23 protein-coding genes, 1 tRNA gene and 1 pseudogene are annotated in these 23,387 nt (G+C 60.8%); 14 read left to right on the top strand and 11 right to left on the bottom strand.

The annotated features are described in order from the left end of the window. Positions 1–97: 97 nt before the first annotated feature. The 5 genes and pseudogenes from ACFOPI_RS20520 to ACFOPI_RS20500 all read left to right on the top strand — a co-directional run. The gene (locus ACFOPI_RS20520; protein ID WP_382178108.1) at positions 98–487 is read left to right on the top strand and encodes a hypothetical protein; all 390 of its coding nucleotides are present in this window, start codon (positions 98–100) and stop codon (positions 485–487) included. Beyond that, a complete protein-coding gene (locus tag ACFOPI_RS20515; protein ID WP_382178106.1) occupies positions 484–1,467 on the top strand; it encodes a hypothetical protein in 984 nt (327 codons plus the stop codon). The genes ACFOPI_RS20520 and ACFOPI_RS20515 overlap by 4 nt, the downstream gene beginning before the upstream one ends. A 7-nt stretch (positions 1,468–1,474) precedes the next feature. After that, entirely contained in the window at positions 1,475–1,603 is a 129-nt protein-coding gene (locus tag ACFOPI_RS20510; protein ID WP_382178103.1) for a hypothetical protein, read from the top strand. 83 nt (positions 1,604–1,686) lie between these two features. After that, entirely contained in the window at positions 1,687–3,948 is a 2,262-nt protein-coding gene (locus tag ACFOPI_RS20505) for a hypothetical protein (protein ID WP_382178102.1), read from the top strand. A 245-nt stretch (positions 3,949–4,193) separates the two neighbouring features. Next, a pseudogene (locus ACFOPI_RS20500) lies at positions 4,194–4,382 on the top strand (integrase core domain-containing protein); the annotation flags it as partial. A 161-nt stretch (positions 4,383–4,543) separates the two neighbouring features. Here the strand turns inward: ACFOPI_RS20500 and ACFOPI_RS20495 are convergent. The 3 genes from ACFOPI_RS20495 to ACFOPI_RS20485 form a co-directional block, all read right to left on the bottom strand. Further along, positions 4,544–5,485 (bottom strand): hypothetical protein, encoded by a 942-nt coding sequence (locus ACFOPI_RS20495; protein WP_382178099.1) that lies wholly within the window; start codon positions 5,483–5,485, stop codon positions 4,544–4,546. A 5-nt stretch (positions 5,486–5,490) separates the two neighbouring features. Next, a complete protein-coding gene (locus tag ACFOPI_RS20490) occupies positions 5,491–5,805 on the bottom strand; it encodes a hypothetical protein (RefSeq protein ID WP_382178096.1) in 315 nt (104 codons plus the stop codon). Positions 5,806–6,128: 323 nt separating this feature from the next. Continuing rightward, a complete protein-coding gene (locus tag ACFOPI_RS20485; protein ID WP_382178093.1) occupies positions 6,129–7,445 on the bottom strand; it encodes a tyrosine-type recombinase/integrase in 1,317 nt (438 codons plus the stop codon). Positions 7,446–7,574: 129 nt separating this feature from the next. Here ACFOPI_RS20485 and ACFOPI_RS20480 point away from each other — a divergent pair. The 5 genes from ACFOPI_RS20480 (at position 7,575) to ACFOPI_RS20460 (ending at position 10,445) form a co-directional block, all read left to right on the top strand. Continuing rightward, positions 7,575–7,644: transfer RNA gene (locus ACFOPI_RS20480), tRNA-Asn, on the top strand. 40 nt (positions 7,645–7,684) lie between these two features. Continuing rightward, positions 7,685–8,089, top strand: coding sequence for a VanZ family protein (locus ACFOPI_RS20475; RefSeq protein ID WP_382178091.1), 405 nt, complete (start codon positions 7,685–7,687; stop codon positions 8,087–8,089). Between the two features lie 4 nt (positions 8,090–8,093). Further along, positions 8,094–8,867, top strand: a complete 774-nt coding sequence (aat, locus tag ACFOPI_RS20470) for a leucyl/phenylalanyl-tRNA--protein transferase (protein WP_382178088.1) — start codon at positions 8,094–8,096, stop codon at positions 8,865–8,867. Continuing rightward, positions 8,864–9,604, top strand: coding sequence for an arginyltransferase (locus ACFOPI_RS20465; protein WP_382178085.1), 741 nt, complete (start codon positions 8,864–8,866; stop codon positions 9,602–9,604). Before aat ends, ACFOPI_RS20465 begins: the two co-directional genes overlap by 4 nt. Positions 9,605–9,641: 37 nt before the next feature. Continuing rightward, a complete protein-coding gene (locus ACFOPI_RS20460; protein WP_382178082.1) occupies positions 9,642–10,445 on the top strand; it encodes an IclR family transcriptional regulator in 804 nt (267 codons plus the stop codon). A 60-nt stretch (positions 10,446–10,505) separates the two neighbouring features. On the opposite strand, the gene ACFOPI_RS20455 is transcribed toward ACFOPI_RS20460, so the two are convergent. The 6 genes from ACFOPI_RS20455 to ACFOPI_RS20430 all read right to left on the bottom strand — a co-directional run bounded on the left by ACFOPI_RS20455 (position 10,506) and on the right by ACFOPI_RS20430 (position 18,140). Next, positions 10,506–11,726 (bottom strand): serine hydrolase, encoded by a 1,221-nt coding sequence (locus tag ACFOPI_RS20455; protein ID WP_382178079.1) that lies wholly within the window; start codon positions 11,724–11,726, stop codon positions 10,506–10,508. 177 nt (positions 11,727–11,903) lie between these two features. Further along, entirely contained in the window at positions 11,904–13,445 is a 1,542-nt protein-coding gene (locus ACFOPI_RS20450; RefSeq protein WP_382178076.1) for a 2-isopropylmalate synthase, read from the bottom strand. A gap of 235 nt (positions 13,446–13,680) precedes the next feature. After that, entirely contained in the window at positions 13,681–14,490 is an 810-nt protein-coding gene (gene pssA, locus ACFOPI_RS20445; RefSeq protein ID WP_382178073.1) for a CDP-diacylglycerol--serine O-phosphatidyltransferase, read from the bottom strand. Positions 14,491–14,603: 113 nt separating this feature from the next. After that, positions 14,604–15,620 (bottom strand): ketol-acid reductoisomerase, encoded by a 1,017-nt coding sequence (gene ilvC / locus ACFOPI_RS20440; RefSeq protein ID WP_382178070.1) that lies wholly within the window; start codon positions 15,618–15,620, stop codon positions 14,604–14,606. Positions 15,621–15,730: 110 nt separating this feature from the next. Next, on the bottom strand, positions 15,731–16,222 hold the full coding sequence (gene ilvN / locus ACFOPI_RS20435; protein WP_066151204.1) for an acetolactate synthase small subunit: 492 nt from the start codon (positions 16,220–16,222) through the stop codon (positions 15,731–15,733). Positions 16,223–16,355: 133 nt separating this feature from the next. Continuing rightward, the gene (locus ACFOPI_RS20430) at positions 16,356–18,140 is read right to left on the bottom strand and encodes an acetolactate synthase 3 catalytic subunit (RefSeq protein ID WP_382178067.1); all 1,785 of its coding nucleotides are present in this window, start codon (positions 18,138–18,140) and stop codon (positions 16,356–16,358) included. 266 nt (positions 18,141–18,406) lie between these two features. Here ACFOPI_RS20430 and ACFOPI_RS20425 point away from each other — a divergent pair, with 266 nt between their 5' ends. From ACFOPI_RS20425 to ACFOPI_RS20415, 3 genes are all read left to right on the top strand, one after another. Next, positions 18,407–18,952 carry an RDD family protein gene (locus tag ACFOPI_RS20425; RefSeq protein WP_382178766.1) on the top strand — a complete coding sequence of 182 codons (546 nt, stop codon included), beginning with the start codon at positions 18,407–18,409 and terminating at the stop codon, positions 18,950–18,952. Positions 18,953–19,017: 65 nt separating this feature from the next. After that, a complete protein-coding gene (locus ACFOPI_RS20420; RefSeq protein ID WP_382178064.1) occupies positions 19,018–19,353 on the top strand; it encodes a diacylglycerol kinase in 336 nt (111 codons plus the stop codon). After that, positions 19,350–19,937 (top strand): LOG family protein, encoded by a 588-nt coding sequence (locus tag ACFOPI_RS20415; protein WP_382178061.1) that lies wholly within the window; start codon positions 19,350–19,352, stop codon positions 19,935–19,937. Before ACFOPI_RS20420 ends, ACFOPI_RS20415 begins: the two co-directional genes overlap by 4 nt. Here the strand turns inward: ACFOPI_RS20415 and ACFOPI_RS20410 are convergent. Beyond that, entirely contained in the window at positions 19,934–20,272 is a 339-nt protein-coding gene (locus ACFOPI_RS20410; protein WP_066263643.1) for a P-II family nitrogen regulator, read from the bottom strand. The two genes, ACFOPI_RS20415 and ACFOPI_RS20410, sit on opposite strands and share 4 nt — an antisense overlap. A gap of 81 nt (positions 20,273–20,353) precedes the next feature. Further along, positions 20,354–22,045, bottom strand: a complete 1,692-nt coding sequence (locus ACFOPI_RS20405; RefSeq protein ID WP_382178057.1) for an NAD+ synthase — start codon at positions 22,043–22,045, stop codon at positions 20,354–20,356. A gap of 64 nt (positions 22,046–22,109) precedes the next feature. Between ACFOPI_RS20405 and ACFOPI_RS20400 the strand changes: the two genes are divergently transcribed. After that, on the top strand, positions 22,110–23,294 hold the full coding sequence (locus ACFOPI_RS20400) for a GNAT family N-acetyltransferase (RefSeq protein WP_382178054.1): 1,185 nt from the start codon (positions 22,110–22,112) through the stop codon (positions 23,292–23,294). The last annotated feature ends 93 nt before the right edge of the window (positions 23,295–23,387 follow it).

The raw sequence follows: 23,387 nt of genomic DNA, 5'->3' as shown, positions 1-23,387 counted from the left end.
GACTTGTTTGCCAGCGCGAGGCATCGATGGTGCTCTCACAGCCCTTGAAGTACGAATTCACTCCGGCACTGGTCTTGGAGCTTTACGAGTGTCAACCATGACGCTGTTCTCGTTCGAGTGGGCCCAAAGCTTCGCGACCTCCTGGAACGCGACCACCGGCCGCTCTAAGCTCGCTATCACAAGCACCGGACCAACTGCGTTCTGCGTTCAGAACGCGGAGGCAATAGGCCCGTACTGCGTACTGGAGTGGGACGAATGTGGCCAGGTCACTGTGTCATTTGAAGCGCCGCTACGTCGATTCGAGGGTTCGAATGCTGCTTGGCAGGATCTGATGCAGCAGCGCGTGAGTGCCGTGGCTTCCGTGATGAGCGGGCGTATCCGTTACCACGGGGACTTCGGCTTCTTGATTCGTGTTGCCCGCGGTTTTGACCGCGTTGCTGTTGTTGCTGCAGGATTGCTCCCCCCACCACCAAAGGAAATGACATGACCAAGCTCGTTCAGAACCTTGACCCGATAGTGGCAGCAGCCAAGGGTAAGGGTTGCAGCACGTCGATTGCCTTCGCCGCACCCGAACGTGAGATCAAAGTCTTCATGGGCGGAGTCGGAGTTGCCTCGGTTACCCGAAACTTCGACGTGCAGCCGGCAAGCATGGTCGAACTGGATCGCAAGCCAATCGCCTCGATGGAGTGGTTGAGCAATCAGATGTTCGGCCATGACGACAACCTCGGCGAAATTCACGCACGATTCAAGGTCTTGCCAGAGGGTAAGAACCGCTCTACCGCTCTCGTGATGCCGCAATCGTCCGGCACTCTGCTGCCAGCACGTATCATTAACAGTCTCTTTGTCGATATCAAGATCCCGGCCCTGAACCTTAGGATGGAGAATCGCGATGCACTTGTGCTGCGAGCTGACTCCGTAGCGATGGGGCGAGAGGTGCTCATGGCTGACGCGCGATTTCGCGCATACCCGGCCGGAACGCCTCAGTACGAGAGATACCTTATAGACGGAGGTGTACCCAGTCGCTTTCTCGCTGCGGGAACGCACACCCAAGTCGAGCCAATCCAGATGTTTCAACCATCGGATTCTTTCCTTCCAGTTGCGCGACTGGAGAAAGCCGAGGTGATGGTGTTGCCACACTACGGGGTGGAAGTTGAACTAGTCGAAGGCAACCTACTTCCCGAATCTTGGTCAGCGACCTTGAAGGTCAGCAACTTGCTAGAAAGAAAGCTAGACCTGAGGTGGTTCTGTGATCCGTTGAATCGAATGCAACTTCGTGGAAGACGCTCCGGTCGATTGCTATTGAGGTCAAGTGCGGCCAAAACCATAAACCTGCGGGGTGCCCTAAAGGCACCTGCCGAGAGCTTGAACGCGTTGGACACCGTTATGTTCAGCATATGCAATGTCGCGCGCGGCCCAGAGGATTTCGTGTCGGGCTACATTGCACTAACAGTAAGCAACAGCCAATAGAAAACACTTGTACCTGCGCGTGCGTGGCGATGATGAAGGCTTTGGCGTCCCGCTATTCTGGGCTGCGCATCCGCGGTTAAGGGACACCGTCGACGACTTCGAGTCCCTGCTGCCCTGGCGCATCGCGCTCGACTGAGGTTCATCGCGAACTCGGTTGCGCCTCAAGGACGTGGTCAATTGACACCTTGTGCCTAAGTGCACCTGAACCTTGGAGTCGAGATGTTGACCAGACTGCTTTCGCTGATTGTCTTCATCGGGGCGTACATCGCTCCAGCGATGTCGGCCGAGTCCAAAGATTGGCTGACTCTCAGCGGGGGCACGGCCTATACGCTGAGTCTGGACGACATGGGCAACCTCACCGCTCGCGTTCCCGTGCGGATGGCCGATGGGGCAGCTCTCAGCGAAGGAGGCGTTCTCCGAGTTCGTTTGCACGACGTGTCTGGGACTCTCGGTCGTACCAAGGGATTGCTCGAAGCCATGCGGCCGTCACTCGAAGACATCCCTGGCAATCGCGGCAAGAGCATCCTCATCTCAGTCGAAAAGGGAGCAACCGCCTATCGTCCAGGCACATTCAACGTGACTCTGGACGTCGACGAGCAGAAGCCGAAGGGCACGTCACATATCCAGACCATTGCTTTGACGGTGCAGGTGCCGGCCCCTGAAGTCCGCGCTCAGCCGTTCTCAGTTCACGTGGTCAGACAGCTCGACGGCTCCGACTCCGTCATACCGTCTGTGCTGGAGTTCAAGGAACTGACGAGCCAGGCAGCTGCGCGCGACTTGAGCATTTCGGTCTTGCGTGACACGGTGCCGCCGGTGTTGGCTGACAGCGGCAAGCTCGTCATCAAGCCCTCCAAGATCACACTGCACCCAGGTGAAGCAACTGAGGTGAAGGTCGGCGTCGACGGCGATTTTCCCATGGGCGAGACGACGGGCAAGCTCGAGGCCCGGTCGCCTGACCTCGCTGCACCGTTGCAGGTTGCGTTCAAAGTGAAGGTCACCCGTACCATCTGGTGGGCTGTGCTTGCCACGGTCGCGGGCGTGTTCGTGGGCTGGCTGGTCAGGGTAAAACTCAAAATGCGGCTTGAAACGGCTGCGGCCCTCACAGCTGCATCCAAGCTGATCGGGGACATGGACGAAGAGCTGACGAGGAGCGCTGACCCTGACTTCGCGATTGAAGTGCAACGCATACGCAAGGGCCTGCTTGACGCCTCCGATGGCGCAAAGCCAGTGGATGTGGACAAAGCCACCGCGACGGCCCGGGAAGAGTTGAGCAAGCAACGCAAGGCGCTGGACGACCGACTGGCGCCCGTAGCGTCAAGCATGCAGGAGCTGCGTGAACTCTCGGCTGAAGCTCATCGAGTGCCCTCCAATGCAGCCATGGCGAGCCAACGGCTGGGCGCGCTTTTCGGTGTGGCCGAAGCGGCGCTCCAGGCCCGAGATGCCAAGGCTGCGGCAGCCGCGCTGGGAGCTGCTCTTCAGCCGTTGAGGGAGGAGTACAAGGCAGCGCTTGTGGAAGACATCAAGCAGCTGCATCGCTACCTCAGTGCCACCGTGGATGCGAAGCCGCCAATACCAGCGCTTGAACAGAAGGCGCTAGAACAGCTGGTCTCGGATGTTGACGCCGCTCGGCAAGAGGCTCCGGGGGGCGAAGCAAGCACCGCTGAACTGCGCGCCGTATGGCGCATCTGGACACGCTGGGACACGCGTGTCCGCCTGGTGCTAGCGCATCTGGCCGAGCATGCCAGTCGACTCCTCGCCCAAGCTGTAGGCGAACTTGGCCTGCCTGCGGACGACAAGGAGGCGTTGGCGCTTGCCGAGCGAATCCAGTCGACGATGGGCAATGCTGCAATAGCCAGGGACATGGCAACGCACCCTTACTCAGCGAGTGGGTTCGAGACGCGAGTGCTTGAGCTGAGGCAGGCGTGGGTGGACCTGTTGTTGTCGAAAGCTCCTGCGCTGGACGCGAAGAATGCCCGCCAACTGGCCGACCAGGGTCAGTGGGATCAGTTACTACAGTCTGCGAGAGACGTTTTGCATAGGGCCCACGGGGGAGCCGTGGCGAAGGGCGCGAGCGACGCATTCATCGTGAGGATGGCGCGGCTGTCGTCCGCTGAGGCGGAGCTGCTGGGACGCGTTCCGTATGGCTTGGAGGTAGCGCGCGGGCTGCAGGACATCGGCTACGGGGCTGGCGCTGGTGGGCCGCCTTGGATCTCGCGCGATTTCGGCGATGCGACATCAAGGCTTCCGACACTGAGCGAACTCACGGGTAAGGAAGAGGAAAGGAACCAGTTGCGCCTGCACTCGGCCTCCACCGAGGCGCTGCAGAGCGTTGTGCTGGCCGTTGTTTTGATAGGCGGGGTGGTGGCGCTTTACAGCGACACCTGGGTTGGCAACCTCAAGGAGGTCCTTGCCATCTTCGTCCTGGCCTTCGGGGTCGACCTTAGCTCCGAAGGCATCTTGACGGCGCTCAAGAAGACTTGATCCGGCGTCGTGGACTCGGCGAACTGTCAATGTGATGGGTAAGCGCAGTGGAGCGTGTTGATTGAGGGCGCTACTGCCCTAGCGACTCTCTGGTTCTCTGGGTAAACTTGGACTAGTCCGATGTGCAGATTGCCAGGGATGCACTCTGAGACAGGGAGGGAACCGCTTCACGCCTCATCGGACTTTGGCCAGGACCGGCACAAGCGCATGGTGTGGGCGCTGAAGAAACTGGCAGCTGGGCGCTGCGACAGAACGCCTACGTGGAGCGGTTCAACCGGACAGTGCGCTACGAATGGCTGTCACAGTACCATTGGCGCGACCTCGATGAGGTCCGGCTGTACGCCACCAACTGGATGTGGATGTACAACCACGAACGCCCAAATATGGCCTTGGGCGGCATCACCCCAAAACAGCGGTCGGCCATGACCGCCTGAATCTACTTCTCAGCCCGATGCATTTCGGGGGGATTACCGCTGGACAGGAAGTGGTGGACGGTTTGCCGGACTGCTCTACCGCTGCAGTGCCGAGGCCAGGATGGCGAAGCAACTGGATCGGCCAAAGAAGCTGTCGGCTTGCTGCCCCCCGGTGACACGCGTCAGTATTTCAACGAGAGCACGAGCTTCGTCACGCCGCTCGGGCTGCGCCCGGTTAGCAAATCGCTTCCGACTGTGCGCTCAAGGGAAATGCCTGGCACCACGCCCTCGGAGTCCGGCCTCGAGAAAGAGAAGCCGAGCTTCACGCCAAACAACTGTCGCTCGTCCTTGGCTCGTCCTCCCGAGGCAGAGAGGTCATTTTGGTACTGCGCCCACACTCCTGCCGTGGGGACAACAGCCAGGTTGGAGCCCAGAAGTGCAAGTGGCTCAAGGCCAAATGGTGCGACGTCGGCGCGCAAGCCGACTTCAACCCCCGACACGCGGCCAGAGACGGCGCTGCCGCCGCTCGCTCGATCCACGTATAGCCGCGTGCTAGCGGTGTAGAAATGATTGAGACGGTTGAGGTTGTTGGGATCGAGGCGTCCCAGGGAGGGCGCGTAAACGAACTGACCGCCCCCGGTCAGACGCGTGGAGTCCCGATCGAACCAGACCTTCTGACCGGCAACGGTCTCACTTGAAAGCTTCTTGCCGGCCTTGAGGTCGACCGCCCAGCCCCACGACGTGCGCGCGCCGCTTGCAGGTCCGTTGTCGACCCACAGGCCGCCATACGAGAATTTCACTCCTCGGTCGTTCGTGCGCTTTGCGGGATCCGAGTTGCGACTGAGGTACAGGCCAGGCCCCCAAGTCTGTCGAACGAAGCCATTGGCACTCATGGTATCGGTAACACGTTCAAGCTTAAACACGGCGTCCGCCACAGCCACTGTCTGGCCGTCGACAGAGCTTACGGCAAGCGTCGCACCGTCCTCCCACGGCTTTGCGGCTGGCGAGTCTGCGGCTTTCAGGGATGGAGTCCATTGCGATTGCGCGTGGGCGGCAGTAGCTACCACGCTAACTACTAGTGCGACAAGTGCCGACGTTGCCGCTTCGGGCTTGATGTATTTCATGTGACCTACTTCGACGCCTGCGCGGCCTTAAGAACATCTTCCGCGGTCTTGCACTTTGACGCTGCTGCCGGCGCCACTGCCACGCCACCGAGGCCAGGCAGTCCAGCGTTGATGATGGTCCACATGATCGACAGTCCCAGCTTGTCGATCATCAGCTGGGCAAAGGTCAGCTTCCCAATCTTGGCGATCGAGTCACTCATCCGGCTAAGCGCCAGGTTGTAAGGAGACGCCTTGTCGATCGCGTAGAAGACAAGATCCTCGACGCTCGTCAGCCATGGCCCTGATGCGATGCTCGCCAGTCTCTTCGCGGTTTTGGCCATTTCGCCTCCTCTTCGTGTCCCGTTATGTTAGCACCGGTGCGCGGGTTATACGGTCTGCGCTTCCACTCATCCTCATTCATGCTTCTGCGCTGTCGGGTTAGCCGATGAAGGCTTCGCGCCAGGCACCGTGAACCCAGCTCTCCGCTGCGACTGACGGCAATCGTTGCACAAGAACAATTCACTTCGAGGGAGCAACCGGTCAATGTGGGTCATATGCCGGTTAAAACCATTCACTGCTGAAGATTGGCAAATCCGCCCCCGAGGCCCTGTAAAGGATGAACCCTTACGGGTACCTTCATGTGAGACAAACCAAAATCTTGCGGTCATCTTTTCCTGGCCAAGTAGGTTTCCACGCAGACCAAAGTGACCAACAAACCAAGGGCATGTCGCTTTTCGGGAATGTAGTCGTGCCCATCGTAATGTCTGGCCTGTACACCTGTCAGGCCATGTGACTGCAGATGCCCGCGGACCTCGCGACTGACCCCTTCACGAGCCAGAAGCGTTTCGACGCCGGAGCGGATCCTCTTCAACTGAAAACCCTCAGTCTCAGCGCCGACAATCCCATGCGCCCACCCTGTCAGCGTGCGAGAACTGATGGGCTTCTTGCCATGTGTGGTGGAAAACACGAATTCCCCTTCCCTACTCAATTGCTTCATATCGCTCACGGCGAGTGGCACGAGGGGAATTTGATGCGGACGCGGTCCGTGGCTGGGTCGGCCTTTTCCGTCAAAGAGCGTAATGACGTCATCTCCAACATCCGCCCACCTTAGCCGGATGAACTGCTCAATGCGTTGGCCGCCGGTCAATAGGTGCAACCGCAAGGCTGCTGCCTCGGGTCCAGGCCGAGCAGAAATCAATCCCCAGTAGTTCTTCATCTCCTCCAAGGTCAAAGGGCGCTTGTCGGCACGGTCGAACTGAGGTGATCGTCGTGTCTGCGCTGCAGGGTTGAACGTTACTGCGAATGTCTTGAAGGCTACCGGAATGGCGGCCAGGGTCCGCACATCCAGCGCACACTGATATGCAGCTCGCAGGTAGGACCGCAGCTTGTTAGCGGTGCGCCCCTTACCGCTTTCGATGAGGCATCGAAGCATGTCGAGAACTTGATCCGGTGTGAGATCGACCGCTGGGGCCTTGGCCACCGCAGGCCATGCTTTCGTCACATGCTTCTGAAGAATCCCCTGCGCATCCACATGGCTGCGCCGACCCTGAGCCTTCAGATACTCCACATAGGTATCGAGCAGTTTTTCCAGCGTGCGCGTGGACTTCTCGGTCTCCTCGGCCTTCTTGGCCAGAAACGCCTTGCGTTTCTCGGCCTTCGCCTCCTGAAGTCCACCGGTGTTGGCACGTTCAACATGCACCTCGGCCAGCGCCCTGCACTTCTCCAGCGCGGCAGCGATGCCGTATCCACGCACAGTGGGCTGCAGCTTCTTGGGTGGTGCCGTCGGGTCGTAGACGCCGATGGGTTCGCGGCTGGTCTTGCCAGCGTACGAATACCGCCAATAAAGCTGCACGGCGCCGTTGGCCAGCTTGCGCGCCTGCAGCGCACCGCCGCGATCCAGGCGGCTGTGCAGGGTCACGAAGGCGCTACCATCGAGCGATTGGATGGCTGCGGCTGCTGCCGAAAGTTGATCTTTTGCCATAGTCCGCAGTTGTTCTGGTGCCAGTCTGGTGCCAGTTTGGGCTGGAATGGCCTGGGACGGCCAGAAACCACTTTGGACGCAAGTTGTTGATTTGTAAAGGCTTTAGGGATGGCAATTTGTATCAGGAAATCCCAGAAAGTCCCATTCCGACGGACTGTTAATCCGCAGGTCCCTGGTTCGAGTCCAGGTCGGGGAGCCAAAATATTCAAAGCACTTAGGTCGTTGGCCTAAGTGCTTTTTTGTTTTCCAAACGGCCGCATCAACCAACGGCGGCGACACGATCCACCATGAACAAACTCATGCAGAGAACCGCCTTCTGGGTGGCCGCAACCCTGGTCGGCGCACTGTCGCTAGCACCAGTGGCAGAGTTGCCAGCACAGGCGTTCAACGTATGGGACAAAGCCCAGCACACTGCTGGCTTCACGGTCCTCACTCTGCTGGGTGGACTCGCCTACCCGGGATCGCACGGAAAAACGTTGATCGGCCTCTTCGTCTACGGTGCCTTGATCGAGGTGGCCCAGTCAGCAACAGGCTGGAGAAACGGCGATCTGCTCGACCTGCTGGCCGATGCGGTGGGTGTGTGGCTGGGAGCCTTGGTTCTGGCGATTGCCCGGCCTCGGTCGCGGCGATCCCGCCCACAATAGGCACATGTCCTCCACCCCCACATTCACTCCGGAACTCCCCTGGCTGGAACCCGGCGACCCATTCCCTCTAGTGGAATGCGCTTGGGGCATGACCACCCCTGCGCCGGGCTTGCTGGCTGCTGGAGGGGCACTGGATGTTGACACGCTTCTGCGCGCATACAGCGAAGGCATTTTCCCCTGGTACAGCGCAGGGCAACCAATCCTCTGGTGGTCGACCGACCCGCGGATGGTGCTCCGCACGCACCAGTTCAGATTGCACCGCTCGCTTCGCAAGACGCTGATCAAGCTTCTTATGGAGCAACGACTGCACATCCGGTTCGACCACGACTTCGAGCGGGTGATTCGGGCCTGCGCCCACACACCTCGCAAGGGCCAGGCGGGCACCTGGATCCTGCCCCCCATGGTCCAGGCCTATCTACAGCTGCATTCCGCCGGTCATGCACACAGTGTGGAGGCCTGGATCGATGGAGAGCTTTCAGGTGGGCTCTACTGCGTCAATATCGGAGCCATGGTTTTCGGAGAATCCATGTTCAGCCGCCGCAGCAATGCCTCCAAACTGGCGATGTGCGGCCTGGTGGCGTTCTGCCTGGCCAATGGAGTCCCTCTCATCGACTGTCAGCAGGAAACTCCTCATCTGGCCTCCCTCGGAGCGACCCTGATGCCACGGACCGATTTCAGCCATCACCTGCGGAAGACCACGACCCACCGCGCACCGGTATGGCTATTCGAGCCCGTATACTGGAATCACCTCATCACAGGCCCTGACGCAACAGCGTGACGCACCTGAAAGAACTCCCGCTGCAGGCGTTGCAGTTCTACGCCACAGCGCCCTACCCCTGCAGCTACCTGGCTGGCCGTCAGGCCCGTTCGCAGGTTGCTACACCAAGTCATCTGATTCACAACGATGCCTATTCGGACCTCGTGACCCTGGGGTTCCGGCGCAGCGGCGTGTTCACCTACCGCCCGCACTGTGACGGTTGCCACGCCTGCATCCCGCTGCGCATTCCGGTGAACACGTTTCGCGCTAGCCGCAGCCAGCGGCGCTCCTTGGTACGGCATGCCAACCTGGAGACACGGGTTCTCGGACTGTGCTTTGAACCCGAGCACTACCAGTTGTACTTGCGCTACCAGAACAGTCGTCATGCCGGGGGAGGCATGGATCAGGACAGTGTTGACCAGTACAGCCAGTTTCTGCTGCAGAGCCGTGTCAACTCAAGATTGGTAGAGTTTCGTGAACCCGCTCACGCTGGCCATCCGAGCCGCCTGGTGATGGTGTCCATCGTCGACGTCCTGAACGACGGGCTATCGGCCGTGTACACCTTTTACGACCCGTCGGACGCGGGCGCCAGTTACGGCACCTACAGCATCCTCTGGCAGATTGAGCAAGCCCGTGAATTGGGCCTTTCGCACATGTATCTGGGCTACTGGATCGAGCAGAGTTCAAAGATGAACTATAAGGCGTCCTTTCGACCGCATGAACTGCTCAGAGATGGGCAGTGGGTGATGCCGCGGTGATTTCATCTCGTAAAATATCCGCAAATCTATTGCGGCCATGACAAAACGAAACGACTCTCTGCCCAGCACCCCCACGGTCCAGGTCATCGAACGGATGTTCAACCTTCTGGAGGTTCTAGCTTCCCGCGAAGAGCCGGTATCCCTCAAGGAAATCAGTGAGAAGACCGGCTTGCACCCCTCAACCGCGCATCGGATTCTCAACGACCTGACCATCGGCCGCTTCGTGGACCGTCCTGAGGCAGGGAGCTACAGACTCGGCATGCGCCTGCTTGAGTTGGGCAACCTGGTGAAAGCGCGCCTCAGTGTCAGGGATGCCGCGCTTGCTCCAATGCGAGAGCTCCACAAGCTGATCCAGCAACCGGTCAACCTAAGCGTCCGGCAGGGCGACGAAATCGTCTATGTGGAGCGGGCCTACAGCGAGCGGTCTGGAATGCAGGTCGTCCGCGCCATTGGCGGCCGCGCTCCACTGCATCTGACTTCGGTGGGCAAACTGTTTCTGGCTGCCGATGAACCTCAGAGGGTGCGTGCCTACGCAACCCGAACCGGTCTTGCTGGCAACACCCGCAACAGCCTGACTCAGCTGCCCAACCTTGAACGAGAACTACAGCAGTGCCGTATGGCTGGCTTGGCCCGTGACAATGAGGAGCTGGAACTGGGAGTGCGTTGCATGGCTGCTGGCATCTACGATGACCAGTGCCGGCTGGTCGCCGGACTGTCAATTTCAGCGCCCGCAGATCGCATCGACGAAAACTGGGTTCCTAAACTTCGCTCAACAGCCGCGGAGATTTCGATTGCTTTGGGGTGTCCCAAAGGCTTCGCTGCACAGCCGGTTGCCCGCTGACCTGCAAACAAAAAGCGGTCCACTTCGGGCCGCTTTTTTGCTTTGGTGGCAAGGAGAAACTCAACCTTGCGGGCGCACTGCCTGGTGCATTGGTTGTGCCTCGACCCAGCGACGCACTCGTTCGGCGTCCTGGGCCCTTCCCAGCTTGCCCGTTGCATCGAGGAACACCATGATCAACTGGCGCCCAGCCACACGCGCCTGCATCACCAGGCATCGACCCGCCTCCGATATGTACCCAGTCTTCTGGAGACCAATATCCCAGTCGGGATCACGAATCAAACGGTTGGAGTTGCGATACTCCAATGTTCGATGACCCAGTTCCAACTGGTGGCTTGGCGAAGTCGAGAGGCTGCGGAGCAGCGGCCTTTGATACGCCACAGACACCAAAGTCGCGAGATCACGCGCGCTGGACTGGTTCAGACTCGACAAGCCAGTCGGCTCGACATAACGTGTGTCGAGCATGCCCAGCTCGCGTGCTTTCGTATTCATCAGACGCACAAACTGATCCAACCCACCAGGATAAGTGCGCCCCAAAGCGTGGGCGGCGCGGTTCTCACTGGACATGAGCGCCAAGTGCATCAACTCCAGCCGCGTCAGGGTGGTCCCCACCGCCAACCGCGAGCGACTGCCTTTGACCGTGTCAACGTCGTCGGACGTGATCGTCACCATCTCATCAAGGGGCAGATTCGCATCGGTGACCACAAGCCCAGTCATCAACTTCGTCAAGGATGCAATTGGAAGAACCGCGGAATCGTTTTTGCTGAACAGCACCTCGTTGGTTTGCTGATCCACCACCAGCGCAACACTGGAGTTGAGATCCAAAGGATCCCCCGCAGCCCGAAGCCCCATCCGCTCCCCAATGGATGCACGTGGCTCCACCGCCACCGAACGTACCGTGCGACTGGGCTGGTGCGCCACCAGTCGCACTGGCTGGCGAGCGGCACGAGCATGCCTTGCTTCACTGGCCTTGCGGGCCTTCGCCAGACGACTGCTTCTCTCAGTCTTGCGCTTGCTCGCCCGGGAGTCAGACTGCGCCAAACGAGCGGCTTTCGCCGCTTGCTTTCTTTTGGCAGAGAGTTCCCTCTTGCTCTCGCGCGCATCTTTCTTGGCGACGCTGGAGCGCTTGCTGCGTTCGGTAGACTGGGAAGTAGCTTTGCGGGCAGCTTTTTCAGCTTTGTTGGAGGCCGCCTCCGCGGTCACCGGCAACGCCAGGGACGCCGACATCACGGCAAGCGCAACAAAATGCAGCAGCGTGACGAATCGTACGCGGGACAATTTCATGGGCTCCACTCCAACGGCCTCAAAAGCAGGTGCCTAAGTATAGGAGTATGAAAAAAAACTAGCAATATCAAACGCTTGTAACGCACTCCTCAGTGAACGCCGAAACAACCGCTGAGATACATGGTTGTTCGTGGCTTGCTCCGAGGATTTCGTTACAAGTGGTTGATTTGTAATGCCTTATCCTTGTGCTGCAACCCTCTCCGCTTGGCTTTCCAGCTTGTTGAGAGCACTCAGATAGGCCTTGGCAGACGCCACGACGATGTCAGGATCGGCACCGACCCCGTTCACCACCCGGCCACCGTGCTGCAGTCGAACGGTCACCTCTCCCTGGCTTTCGGTTGAACCACTGGTGATGGCATTGACCGAATACAGCACCAGTTCCGCCCCACTCTTGACATGGCTCTCGATGGCCTTGAGCGAGGCATCGACGGGGCCGTTGCCGTCGGACGAGCCGTGGATTTCTTTGCCTTCGACCGTGAACACCACCTCGGCATGGGGGCGCTCCCCCGTTTCACTGCGTTGGGACAGCGACACCAGACCATAGCGTTCTTTTTCGGCGGTCACGCTCTCGTCGCTGCACAGCGCGAGGATGTCTTCGTCGAATATCTCGCTCTTGCGATCGGCCAACTCCTTGAAAGCGGCGAAGGCGGTGTTGATCTCGCTTTCCGACGCCATCTCGATACCCAGATCTTGCAAGCGCTGCTTGAACGCATTGCGACCACTGAGCTTGCCCAGCACGATCTTGTTGGCGCTCCAGCCTACATCCTCTGCACGCATGATTTCATAGGTATCGCGCGCCTTGAGCACCCCATCCTGGTGGATGCCCGAGGCATGCGCAAACGCGTTGGCCCCTACGACAGCCTTGTTGGGTTGAACCACAAAACCAGTGGTCTGACTGACCATCCGGCTGGCCGGGACGATCTGGGTAGTGTCGATGCCAATGTCCAGGTTGAAATAGTCGCGCCGAGTCTTCACCGCCATCACGATTTCTTCGAGCGAGCAGTTGCCTGCACGCTCGCCGAGCCCATTGATGGTGCACTCGACCTGACGGGCGCCACCAATCTTCACGCCAGCCAGTGAGTTGGCGACCGCCATGCCGAGATCGTTGTGGCAATGCACAGACCAGATAGCCTTGTCGGAGTTGGGAATTCTCTCCCGCAGCGTACGAATGAAGTTGCCGTAAAGCTCGGGCACCGCATACCCCACGGTGTCGGGGATATTCAGCGTTGTCGCACCTTCGTTGATCACAGCTTCAAGCACCCGACAGAGGAAGTCGATGTCGCTGCGATATCCGTCCTCCGGGCTGAACTCAATGTCATCGACGAGGTTCCGCGCAAAACGCACCGACTGCCTGGCCTGCTCGAACACCTGGTCCGGCGTCATGCGCAGCTTTTTCTCCATGTGGAGGGGGCTGGTCGCGATGAAGGTGTGAATACGTGCCCGATTGGCTCCTTTGAGGGCTTCGGCGGCGCGGGAAATATCGCGATCATTGGCGCGGGCCAGCGAGCAAACCGTTGAGTCCTTGATGGTGTTGGCGATCGCCTGGACACAGTCAAAGTCCCCATTGGAGCTGGCGGCAAAACCCGCCTCGATCACATCGACCTTCAGCCGCTCGAGCTGGCGTGCAATACGCAGCTTTTCGTCCTTGGTCATGGAAGCACCAGGCGACTGCTCGCCGTCGCGCAAAGTGGTGTCGAAAATGATCAACTGGTCGCTCATAACTTTTCTCCGGTGTGTGGGCTCGTGGACCACTCTTGAAAAAACCCGCAGCTCCAAAACAAACGGCCCGCTGCGGGTGCAAACGGGCCGTTGTTGGAAACCTCTCGCGCGTTACCAGACCTGCCCGTCACGGACATCCAGTAGTAGCGAGAAGGTGCTGAAACTCATGCCGTGCAATGTAGCACAGGACAGAGAACACGCCGATTGAGGAAAACCATGGGCGCCATGCGCGTTCTCATTCGTGCAATCCGCGCTCGTCAGGTTCATCGGTAGATGTGCTGATCACGCTGGTGGGGCGTCCCTTGGCCTTGCGCCAGAAATACATGGCATACCCCGACAGTCCATACATCACGAACAACCCAAACAGAACCGTGGGCGGATGAATGTTGATGACCGCAATGCCCAAGGCCACCAGCACGATGGCGGCGAAGGGCACGCTCTTCTTCAGACTCAGGTCCTTGAAGCTGTAGAACGGGACGTTCGTCACCATGGTCAAACCGGCGTACAGCGTGATCGCGAACATGGCCCAGACCAGATCGGCCTTGACCAGCTCAAGCTCATTGGCGAGCCAGATGAACCCCGACACAAGCGCAGCCGCTGCCGGTGAAGGCAGACCTTGAAAATAGCGCTTGTCGACAACCCCGGTATTCACGTTGAAACGCGCGAGCCGCAGGGCGGCGCAGGCGCAGTAAACGAACGCGGCAATCCAGCCCCAGCGTCCGATGTCCCTGAGCACCCAGACGTAGGCCACCAGCGCCGGCGCCGCTCCGAACGACACCATGTCCGACAGGGAGTCCATCTGTTCGCCAAAGGCGCTTTGCGTGTTGGTCATGCGGGCGACGCGACCGTCCAGACTGTCCAGCACCATGGCGGCAAAGATACCGACGGTGGCGAGATCAAAGCGCCCGTTCATGGCCATCACGATCGCGTAGAAGCCCCCGAACAAAGCCGCCAGGGTGATCATGTTCGGCAACATGTAGATGCCTTTGGGACGACGGGGGCTTTCCGCCGCCGGTTCGTGAAGGGGATTGGATCCGTCGTGCATGGGTCAGGGTATTCGGGCCACAAAGGCGTGAGAGGCGCAGTGTAAGCCAGTGACAATGCCCAGCTTCATGAAAAAAGGCCACCGAAGTGGCCTCTCAAACTGGGCAATGTCGATCAGTTGCGGGTCTGGTCAACCAGCTTGTTCTTGGCGATCCACGGCATCATGGCGCGCAGCTGGGCACCCACCACTTCGATCTGGTGATCGGCGGTGTTGCGACGGCGGGCGGTCATGCTCGGGTAGTTCAGGCGGCCTTCCTGGATAAACATCTTGGCGTAATCACCGTTTTGAATGCGCTTGAGCGCGTTGCGCATGGCCTTGCGCGACTCTTCGTTGATCACTTCCGGACCGGTGACGTACTCACCGAACTCCGCATTGTTGGAGATCGAGTAGTTCATGTTGGCGATGCCACCTTCGTAGATCAGGTCGACGATCAGCTTGAGCTCATGCAGGCACTCGAAGTAGGCCATTTCAGGTGCATAGCCGGCTTCGACCAGGGTCTCGTAACCCATCTTGATCAACTCGACGGCGCCACCGCACAGCACGGCCTGCTCACCGAACAGGTCGGTCTCGGTCTCTTCCTTGAAGTTGGTCTCGATGATGCCGGCCTTGCCGCCACCGTTGGCCATGGCGTAGCTCAGGGCCAGGTCGCGGGCCTTGCCGGACTTGTCCTGGTGCACCGCGATCAGGTGAGGCACGCCACCGCCTTGGGTGTAGGTGTTGCGCACGGTATGGCCGGGGGCCTTGGGCGCAACCATCCACACATCAAGATCGGCGCGGGGAACGACCTGGTTGTAGTGCACGTTGAAGCCATGGGCGAACACCAGCGAAGCGCCTTGCTTGATGTTGGGGGCCACGTTGTTGTTGTAAACCTCGGCGATCTGCTCATCAGGCAGCAGGATCATGACCACGTCAGCGGCCTTCACTGCGTCGTTGACTTCCATCACGGTCAGGCCGGCCTTGCCGACCTTGTCCCACGAGGCGCCGCCCTTGCGCAGGCCGACCACAACCTTCACGCCGCTGTCGTTCAGGTTCTGGGCGTGGGCGTGGCCTTGCGAACCGTAGCCGATGATCGCGACGGTCTTGCCCTTGATCAGGCTCAGGTCACAGTCTTTGTCGTAGAAAACTTTCATGGTCATTCCTCTTTGGAGTGTTGGTTTGCCGTTCGCATGCGAGCCCGTCGAAGGCCCTCGACAGGCCCAGCCCGAACGGCGGTTCGGCTGAGCCCGAAAAACCCAAGATCTTAAACGCGCAGAATGCGCTCGCCACGTCCGATGCCGCACGAGCCCGTACGCACCGTCTCAAGGATGGCAGAGCGGTCGATGGCTTCCAGAAATGCGTCGTTCTTGCCTTGGTCGCCCGTCAGCTCAATGGTGTAGCTCTTCTCTGTCACGTCGATGATGCGACCCCGGAAGATGTCCGCCATGCGCTTCATCTCTTCGCGCTCCTTGCCTACCGCGCGCACCTTCACCAGCATGAGCTCGCGCTCGGTGTAGGCGCCTTCGGTCAGGTCCACCACCTTCACCACCTCGATCAGGCGGTTCAGGTGCTTGGTGATCTGCTCGATGACATCGTCCGACCCGGTGGTCTGGATGGTCATGCGCGAAAGCGACGGATCTTCCGTCGGCGCCACGGTGAGTGACTCGATGTTGTAGCCGCGGGCCGAGAACAACCCCACGACGCGGGACAGCGCGCCAGCTTCGTTCTCAAGCAGCACGGCAATGATGTGTTTCATGATGAAGATTCCTCTTTTCTGAGCCCTCCCCTGCGCACGGTAATGCACAGGCTCGGCTGCAAATAGATTCGTCGAAGGGAAGCACCAGGACGTTGCGTGCTGACGCGCGCAACGTCCTGGTGCAGAGGGTCTATCAGAGCTCTTCTGAGCCCAGCAGCATTTCGGTGATGCCCTTGCCGGCTTCCACCATGGGCCAGACGTTCTCCGTCGGGTCGGTGCGCACGTCAATGAAGACGCAGCGATCCTTGATGGAGCGCGCTTCACGCAATGCGGCTTCTACGTCCTGTGGGCGCTCGACCAGCATGCCGACGTGACCATAGGCCTCTGCCAGCTTGACGAAGTTCGGCAGCGCATCCATGTAGCTGTGGCTGTAGCGGCCCTGGTAAATCAGTTCCTGCCATTGCCGCACCATTCCCAGGTAGCGGTTGTTCAGGGACAACACCTTCACCGCCGTACCGTACTGCTGGCAGGTTGACAGCTCCTGGATGTTCATCTGGATCGAGCCTTCGCCGGTGATGCACCAGCAGTCGGCGTCGGGTTTGGCCAGCTTGATGCCCATGGCGTATGGCAGTCCCACGCCCATCGTGCCCAGACCACCAGAGTTGATCCAGCGCCGAGGTTCGTTGAACTTGTAGAACTGCGCGGCGAACATTTGGTGCTGCCCCACGTCGGACGTGATGTAGCAGTCGTCGTCCTTGGTCAGATTCCAAAGCGTCTCCACCACCATCTGCGGCTTGATCACCTGCGTGTTGGTGCGGTCATAGCGCAGGCAGTCGCGCGAACGCCAGCCCTCAATGGTGTCCCACCAGGAAGCCAGCGCCTTCTCGTCCGGCCTTGCCTGACCTTCCTTGATCATGTTGATCAGCTCGGTCAGCACATCCTTGACATCCCCCACGATGGGCACGTCCACCTTGACGCGTTTGGCGATGCTCGAAGGATCGATGTCGATGTGAATAATCTTGCGCTCCACCGAAGCAAAGTGCTTGGGGTTGCCGATCACGCGGTCGTCAAAGCGTGCACCCACCGCCAGCAGCACGTCGCAATTCTGCATGGCGTGGTTGGCTTCGATGGTGCCGTGCATGCCCAGCATGCCCAGGAACTTGCGATCGGTCGCCGGGTAGGCGCCCAGCCCCATCAGGGTGTGGGTGACCGGATAGCCCAGCAAGTCCACCAGGGTGCGCAATTCGGGAACCGCGTTGCCGAGCAGAACACCACCGCCGGTGTAGATGTAGGGCCGTTTGGCCGTCAGCAGCAGCTGCAACGCCTTGCGGATCTGGCCTCCATGCCCCTTGCGAACCGGGTTGTAGGAGCGCATTTCCACCGACTCGGGGTAACCGGTCCAGGTGGCCTTGTTGAAGGACACGTCTTTTGGAATATCCACCACCACGGGACCAGGACGACCGGTGCGGGCGATGTGGAAGGCCTTTTTCATCACGTCCGCCAGCTCACGCACATCCTTGACCAGGAAGTTGTGCTTCACGATGGGGCGGGTGATACCGACGGTGTCGCATTCCTGGAATGCGTCCGAACCGATGGCCGCCGTGGGCACCTGACCCGCGATGATGACCATGGGGATGCTGTCGGTATACGCCGTGGCGATACCGGTGACGGCATTGGTCACGCCAGGTCCCGAGGTGACCAGCGCCACACCCACGTCACCGGTGGCACGGGCGTAGCCGTCTGCGGCGTGCACGGCAGCCTGCTCGTGGCGCACCAGCACATGCTGCATGGTGTCCTGCTTGTACAGGGCATCGTAGATGTAGAGAACCGCACCACCCGGGTAACCCCAGATGTACTTCACGCCTTCGGCCTGCAGGGCGCGCACCATGATTTCGGCGCCCATGAGCTGTTCGGATGCGGGGGATTGGCCGGCGACAGCGGCGGCGGCCGAGGCCATTTCAGCCTTGGAGATTTCCATGATCAACCTTTCGAGAATTTCTCTGACGAAATACCTTGGGTGCTCCTTCACCAACTCTCGTGAAGCGGTGTCGGAACTTGAGGCCAGTGGACATGAGCGGACACATACCCCGCCGGACCATGACCCGTTTGCTTTTTTGAATTGCAGCCTGACATTATCGCACTGCAGCACAAACCTTCGCGCATGACCCGCCAAGATGTTCAGAAACGTTGAGCAAAGCACCTGTCGCAGGGTGCGACAATCGCCCGCTGTTTCGCGCGCCCATGATGCAAGCCTCTCCCGTCTCTGCCAGTCCTCCCTCCCTCATTGCGCCCCCGCTGATGCGCCGCATGGCCTGCTGGCTGTACGAGGGCACGCTCCTTTTTGGCGTCGTGTTCATCGCCGGCTATCTGTTTTCCACACTCACCCAGACCCGCAACGCCCTGGACAACCGCCACTGGCAGCAGGGGTTCCTGTTCATCGTGTTTGGCATCTATTTCGTCTGGTTCTGGGCCAAGGGGCAGACGCTGGCCATGAAGACATGGCACATCCGGGTCGTTGACGCCAACGGGCATGCCCTGACACAGACAAGGGCCCTGGTTCGCTATCTCCTGAGCTGGCTGTGGTTCCTGCCGCCGCTGGCCGCTGGAGGGATGTTCAGGCTGCCCGCGGGAGAACTCTCGGTCATCGTGGTGGGATGGGTGCTGGTCTGGGCCCTGCTGTCCCGGTTCCACGCACAGGGCCAGTTTGTCCACGATGCGCTGGCCGGCACACGCCTGGTGCATTTCAAGCCCGACCTACCCCCTCGCCCGCGCAAGTTCTGGCATCTGTGAAACCCGCGCCCAACACCCCTACCGAGCCCACCGACGCCCAGAAGCGCCGGCACGGACTCAGCCGGATGTGGCACGCCTTCGGCTACTCTATGGCGGGGCTGCGCGCGGGCTGGCAGGAAACGGCTCTGCGGCAGGAGATGCTCGCTGCGGCGCTGCTGCTGCCCTCGTCCTTCTGGCTGGGTCGCAGCTGGGTGGAGGTGGTTCTGCTGGCGGGCTCGGTGCTGCTGGTGCTGATCGTCGAGTTGCTCAACACCGGCGTCGAGTCAGCCATCGATCGCATCGGACCGGAATGGCACGAACTGTCCAAGCGCGCCAAAGACATGGGCAGCGCTGCGGTGCTGCTCAGCTTGTTGCTGTGTGCCGGCACCTGGGTCGCAGCCCTCATCCATCGAATCCCATGAAATCACCTGCGTTCTCTCTCTGTGTCTACTGCGGCTCCCGACCGGGCGCCAATCCTGCCTATGCGCAGGTTGCGCGATGCGTGGGGGAGTGGATCGGGCGCCATGGAGGCCAGTTGGTCTATGGCGGGGGACACAACGGCTTGATGGGGCTGCTGGCCGACGCGACGCTGACGGCCGGTGGACGGGTGGTTGGCATCATTCCCAAGGCCCTGGTCGAGCGGGAATGGGCTCACAAGGGGTGCAGCGAGTTGCATGTGGTCGACACCATGCACGAGCGCAAGCGCATGATGGCCGAACGAGCCGACGCCTTTCTCGCCTTGCCGGGAGGCATCGGCACCTTCGAGGAGTTCTTCGAGGTCTGGACCTGGCGCCAGCTGGGGTACCACGACAAGCCGGTCGGCCTGCTCAATGTCGATGGCTACTACGACGGACTGCTGGGCTTCATGCAAACCGGTGTTGAGCAGCAGTTCATGGGACCGTGGCAGATGGAGCTGATCCGCGTGGGATCCGACTGGCAGCTGCTGCTGCCGGAACTGGTGCAGGCCGGGGGCGTCACGCCCGCCGACCACCTGGACCGGGTTTAGACCGCGGTTTCGTCTTCTTCACCGGTGCGGATGCGCACCACGCGCTCGACCGGCGTCACAAAGATCTTGCCGTCACCGATCTTTCCGGTGCGCGCGGCACGCACGATCGCGTCGACGCAACGATCCACGTCGTCCGACTTCACGACCACCTCCAGCTTCACCTTGGGCAAGAAGTCCACCACGTATTCGGCACCTCGGTAGAGCTCGGTGTGCCCCTTCTGGCGACCGAACCCCTTGACCTCGGTCACGGTCAGACCGGTCACGCCCTGTTCGGCGAGCGCCTCCCGCACCTCCTCCAGCTTGAACGGTTTGATGACGGCGGTGATCTGCTTCATGTCGGGGTCTCCAGTCTGGCGGGCAAAGTTGCCGGGCGATTATGCCCAAGGGGGCCTGTCCCCATGGGGCACTCGGGCGTGTCAGGCGCGGTATCGACTGGTGATCGGGTAGCGCCAGTCCTTGCCGAAGCTGCGGTGCGTGACGCGAATGCCGATGGGCGCCTGGCGCCGCTTGTATTCGTTGATGCGGATCAGCCGGACCACCTTGTCCACGTCGGCCTGCGGATATCCCTCCGCCACGATCTGGTCCGGGCTGCGGTCGTTCTCCATGTAGCGTTCGATGATGGCATCCAGGACCTCGTACTCCGGCAGGCTGTCCTGATCCTTCTGGTCCGGCCGCAGTTCGGCACTCGGCGGCCGCGTGATGATTCGTTCCGGAATCGGGTTCGCGCCGGTGCCGTAGGGGTCGTGCGCGTTGCGCCAGCGCGCCAGCCGGAACACCATGGTCTTGGCGACATCCTTGATGACCGCAAATCCACCGGCCATGTCACCGTAGAGAGTGCAGTACCCCGTGGCCATCTCGCTCTTGTTGCCGGTGGTCAGCACGATGGAGCCGAACTTGTTGGACAGCGCCATCAGCAGCGTGCCGCGGATGCGCGCCTGCAGGTTTTCTTCGGTGGTGTCTTCTGGGCGTCCTTCGAACAGGGGTGTGAGCGACGCCCGGAACGACTCGAACTCTGGCGCGATGGCGATCTCGTCGTAGCGCACCCCCAGACGCGCCACCATGTCTCGCGCGTCGATCCAGGAAATGTCTGCTGTGTAGGGAGACGGCATCATCACCGCCCGCACACGTTCCTTGCCCAGCGCATCGACCGCAATCGCCAGCACCAGTGCCGAGTCAATACCACCCGATAGCCCGAGCAGCGCCCCGGGAAAGCCGTTCTTGCCCAGGTAGTCGCGCACACCCAGAACCAGCGCGTGCCAAAGATCTGCTTCCAGGCTGTGGGGCCGATCCACGGTCGCCTCAATCTGCCAGCCACCGTCGGCACGGGTCATGGCGATGTCAAACAGGGATTCTTCAAAGCTGATCGCGCGGCCCGCCAGCCCCCCGTCGGCGCACAGCACAAAGCTGCGCCCCTCGAACACAATTTCGTCCTGCCCGCCGACCAGGTGGGCATACACCAGCGGAAGACCAACCGCCCGGGCTCGATCGCGCATGGTGGACTCGCGTTCGCCCCCCTTGCCGACATGAAACGGCGAGGCGTTGATGACCACCAGCACCTCGGCACCAGCGGCGCGGGCATCGGCTGCGGGCTCGTCGAACCAGGCGTCCTCGCAGATCAGCAGGCCCACCTTCGCAGACCGGCCTGTGCTGTCCAGAACATCAAACACGCCGACGTCATCCCCCGGAACGAAGTAACGACGCTCGTCAAAGACCTGGTAGTTGGGCAGCTCGCGCTTGGCATAGGTGTGGGTGATGCGCCCCTCGCAGACCACGCTCGCAGCGTTGTACAGGCTGGCCACCGACACACTTCGGTTGCGCACCCCTGCGTCGCCCTCTATGCGGGCCGGATGTCCCACCACGATGTGCAGGCCTTTGAGGTCGGCCGTGCCGCTGACGATCACTTTGAGCGCATCATCACTGGCGTCGACAAAGGCGGGCCGAAGGAAGAGGTCCTCCGCCGCGTAACCACACAGCGCCAGCTCCGGTGTCACGAGCAGTTGTGCTCCGCCAGCATGGGCGCTGCGCGCCGCCTCCACAATGCGCCTGGCGTTGCCAGTCATGTCCCCCACCACGAAATTGAGCTGGGCCACACAAATTTTGAGCGTCATGGAATCGGAACCAAGGGGAACAACACAGAGAACAGCCACCGGTGCACCAAGCCCCGGCAGGGGGGTGAAAGATTATGTCACCCGGGTTTTCGAAGCGCCGGCGGAAATCCCTCTCGCCGATTGGAATAACCTGCTGGCGCTCGAGACCGACCCCAGCCCCTTCATGCGACTGGAGTATCTGGCGGCGCTCGATGCCAGCGGCAGCGCCACCCATCGCACCGGGTGGCAGCCGGCCTTCATGACCTTGTGGGACGGTGGTCACATGGTCGCGGCCTGCCCGCTCTACCTGAAGCGGCATTCCTATGGCGAATACGTGTTCGACTGGGCGTGGGCCAACGCCTACGAACAGCATGGGCTGTCCTACTACCCGAAAGCCCTGGTGGCAGTGCCCTTTACCCCTGTGCCCGGCGCCCGGCTGCTGGCGCGCGACGATGCATCACGAGCGGCATTGCTGCAGGCGCTGCTCCGTTACTGTCAGGACCAGAAGCTCTCGTCGCTGCATCTGCTGTTTGCCCAGCCGCGCGACCAGCAGGCCTGCGTCGATGCCGGGCTGATGCTGCGCCACACGGTGCAGTTCCACTGGCACAACCAGAACCACCTGGACTTCGAGCAGTTCCTGGCCAGCCTGCAGCAGGACAAGCGGAAGAAGATCCGACAGGAACGGCGCAAGGTCGCCGATGCTGGCGTGCAGTTCCGCCATGCACAGGGCCGGGACATCAGCCACGCGGACTGGCGGTTCTTCTACAGCTGCTACGAACGCACCTACCTGGAACATGGCAATGCGCCCTACCTGCAGCCGGACTTCTTCGCCCGCATGGCCCACGACATGCCCGAACACTGGCTGATGTTCGTCGCAGAGCGCGAAGGTCGTCCGATTGCCAGCAGCCTGGTGGGCATCGACGCGTCACGGCGGGTGGCGTACGGCCGCTACTGGGGCGCGCTGGAGCGGGTGGACTGCCTGCATTTCGAGGCCTGTTACTACCAGCCCCTGAACTGGTGCATCCGGAACGGGTTTGAACGGTTCGAAGGCGGGGCCCAGGGCGAGCACAAGATGGCCCGCGCGCTACTGCCCACGCGCACCAGCAGCGCCCACTGGCTGGCCCACCCGGCATTTGCTGACGCGGTGGCCCGCTTCCTTGAGCGCGAGGAGAGCGGTGTGGACAACTACCTCGCGCATCTGGCGGAACGCAATCCGGTCCGGACATCTGCAGAGCCACCTGCCGCAACCATCCCCGACAATCGGTCGTAGTCCCGCTGCACCCTGTGTGCTGCCCACGGAATGCTCTAAGACATTCGACGTGCGCACGCGTCCGTAGCGACTTGTTACATTCTCCCTACAATC

It is taken from the genome of Hydrogenophaga luteola (assembly GCF_042648585.1).
Classification (GTDB): domain Bacteria; phylum Pseudomonadota; class Gammaproteobacteria; order Burkholderiales; family Burkholderiaceae_C; genus Hydrogenophaga; species Hydrogenophaga luteola.
The sequence above is the reverse complement of the archived record's forward strand: the minus strand, read 5'-3'. Positions and strand labels throughout refer to the sequence as shown.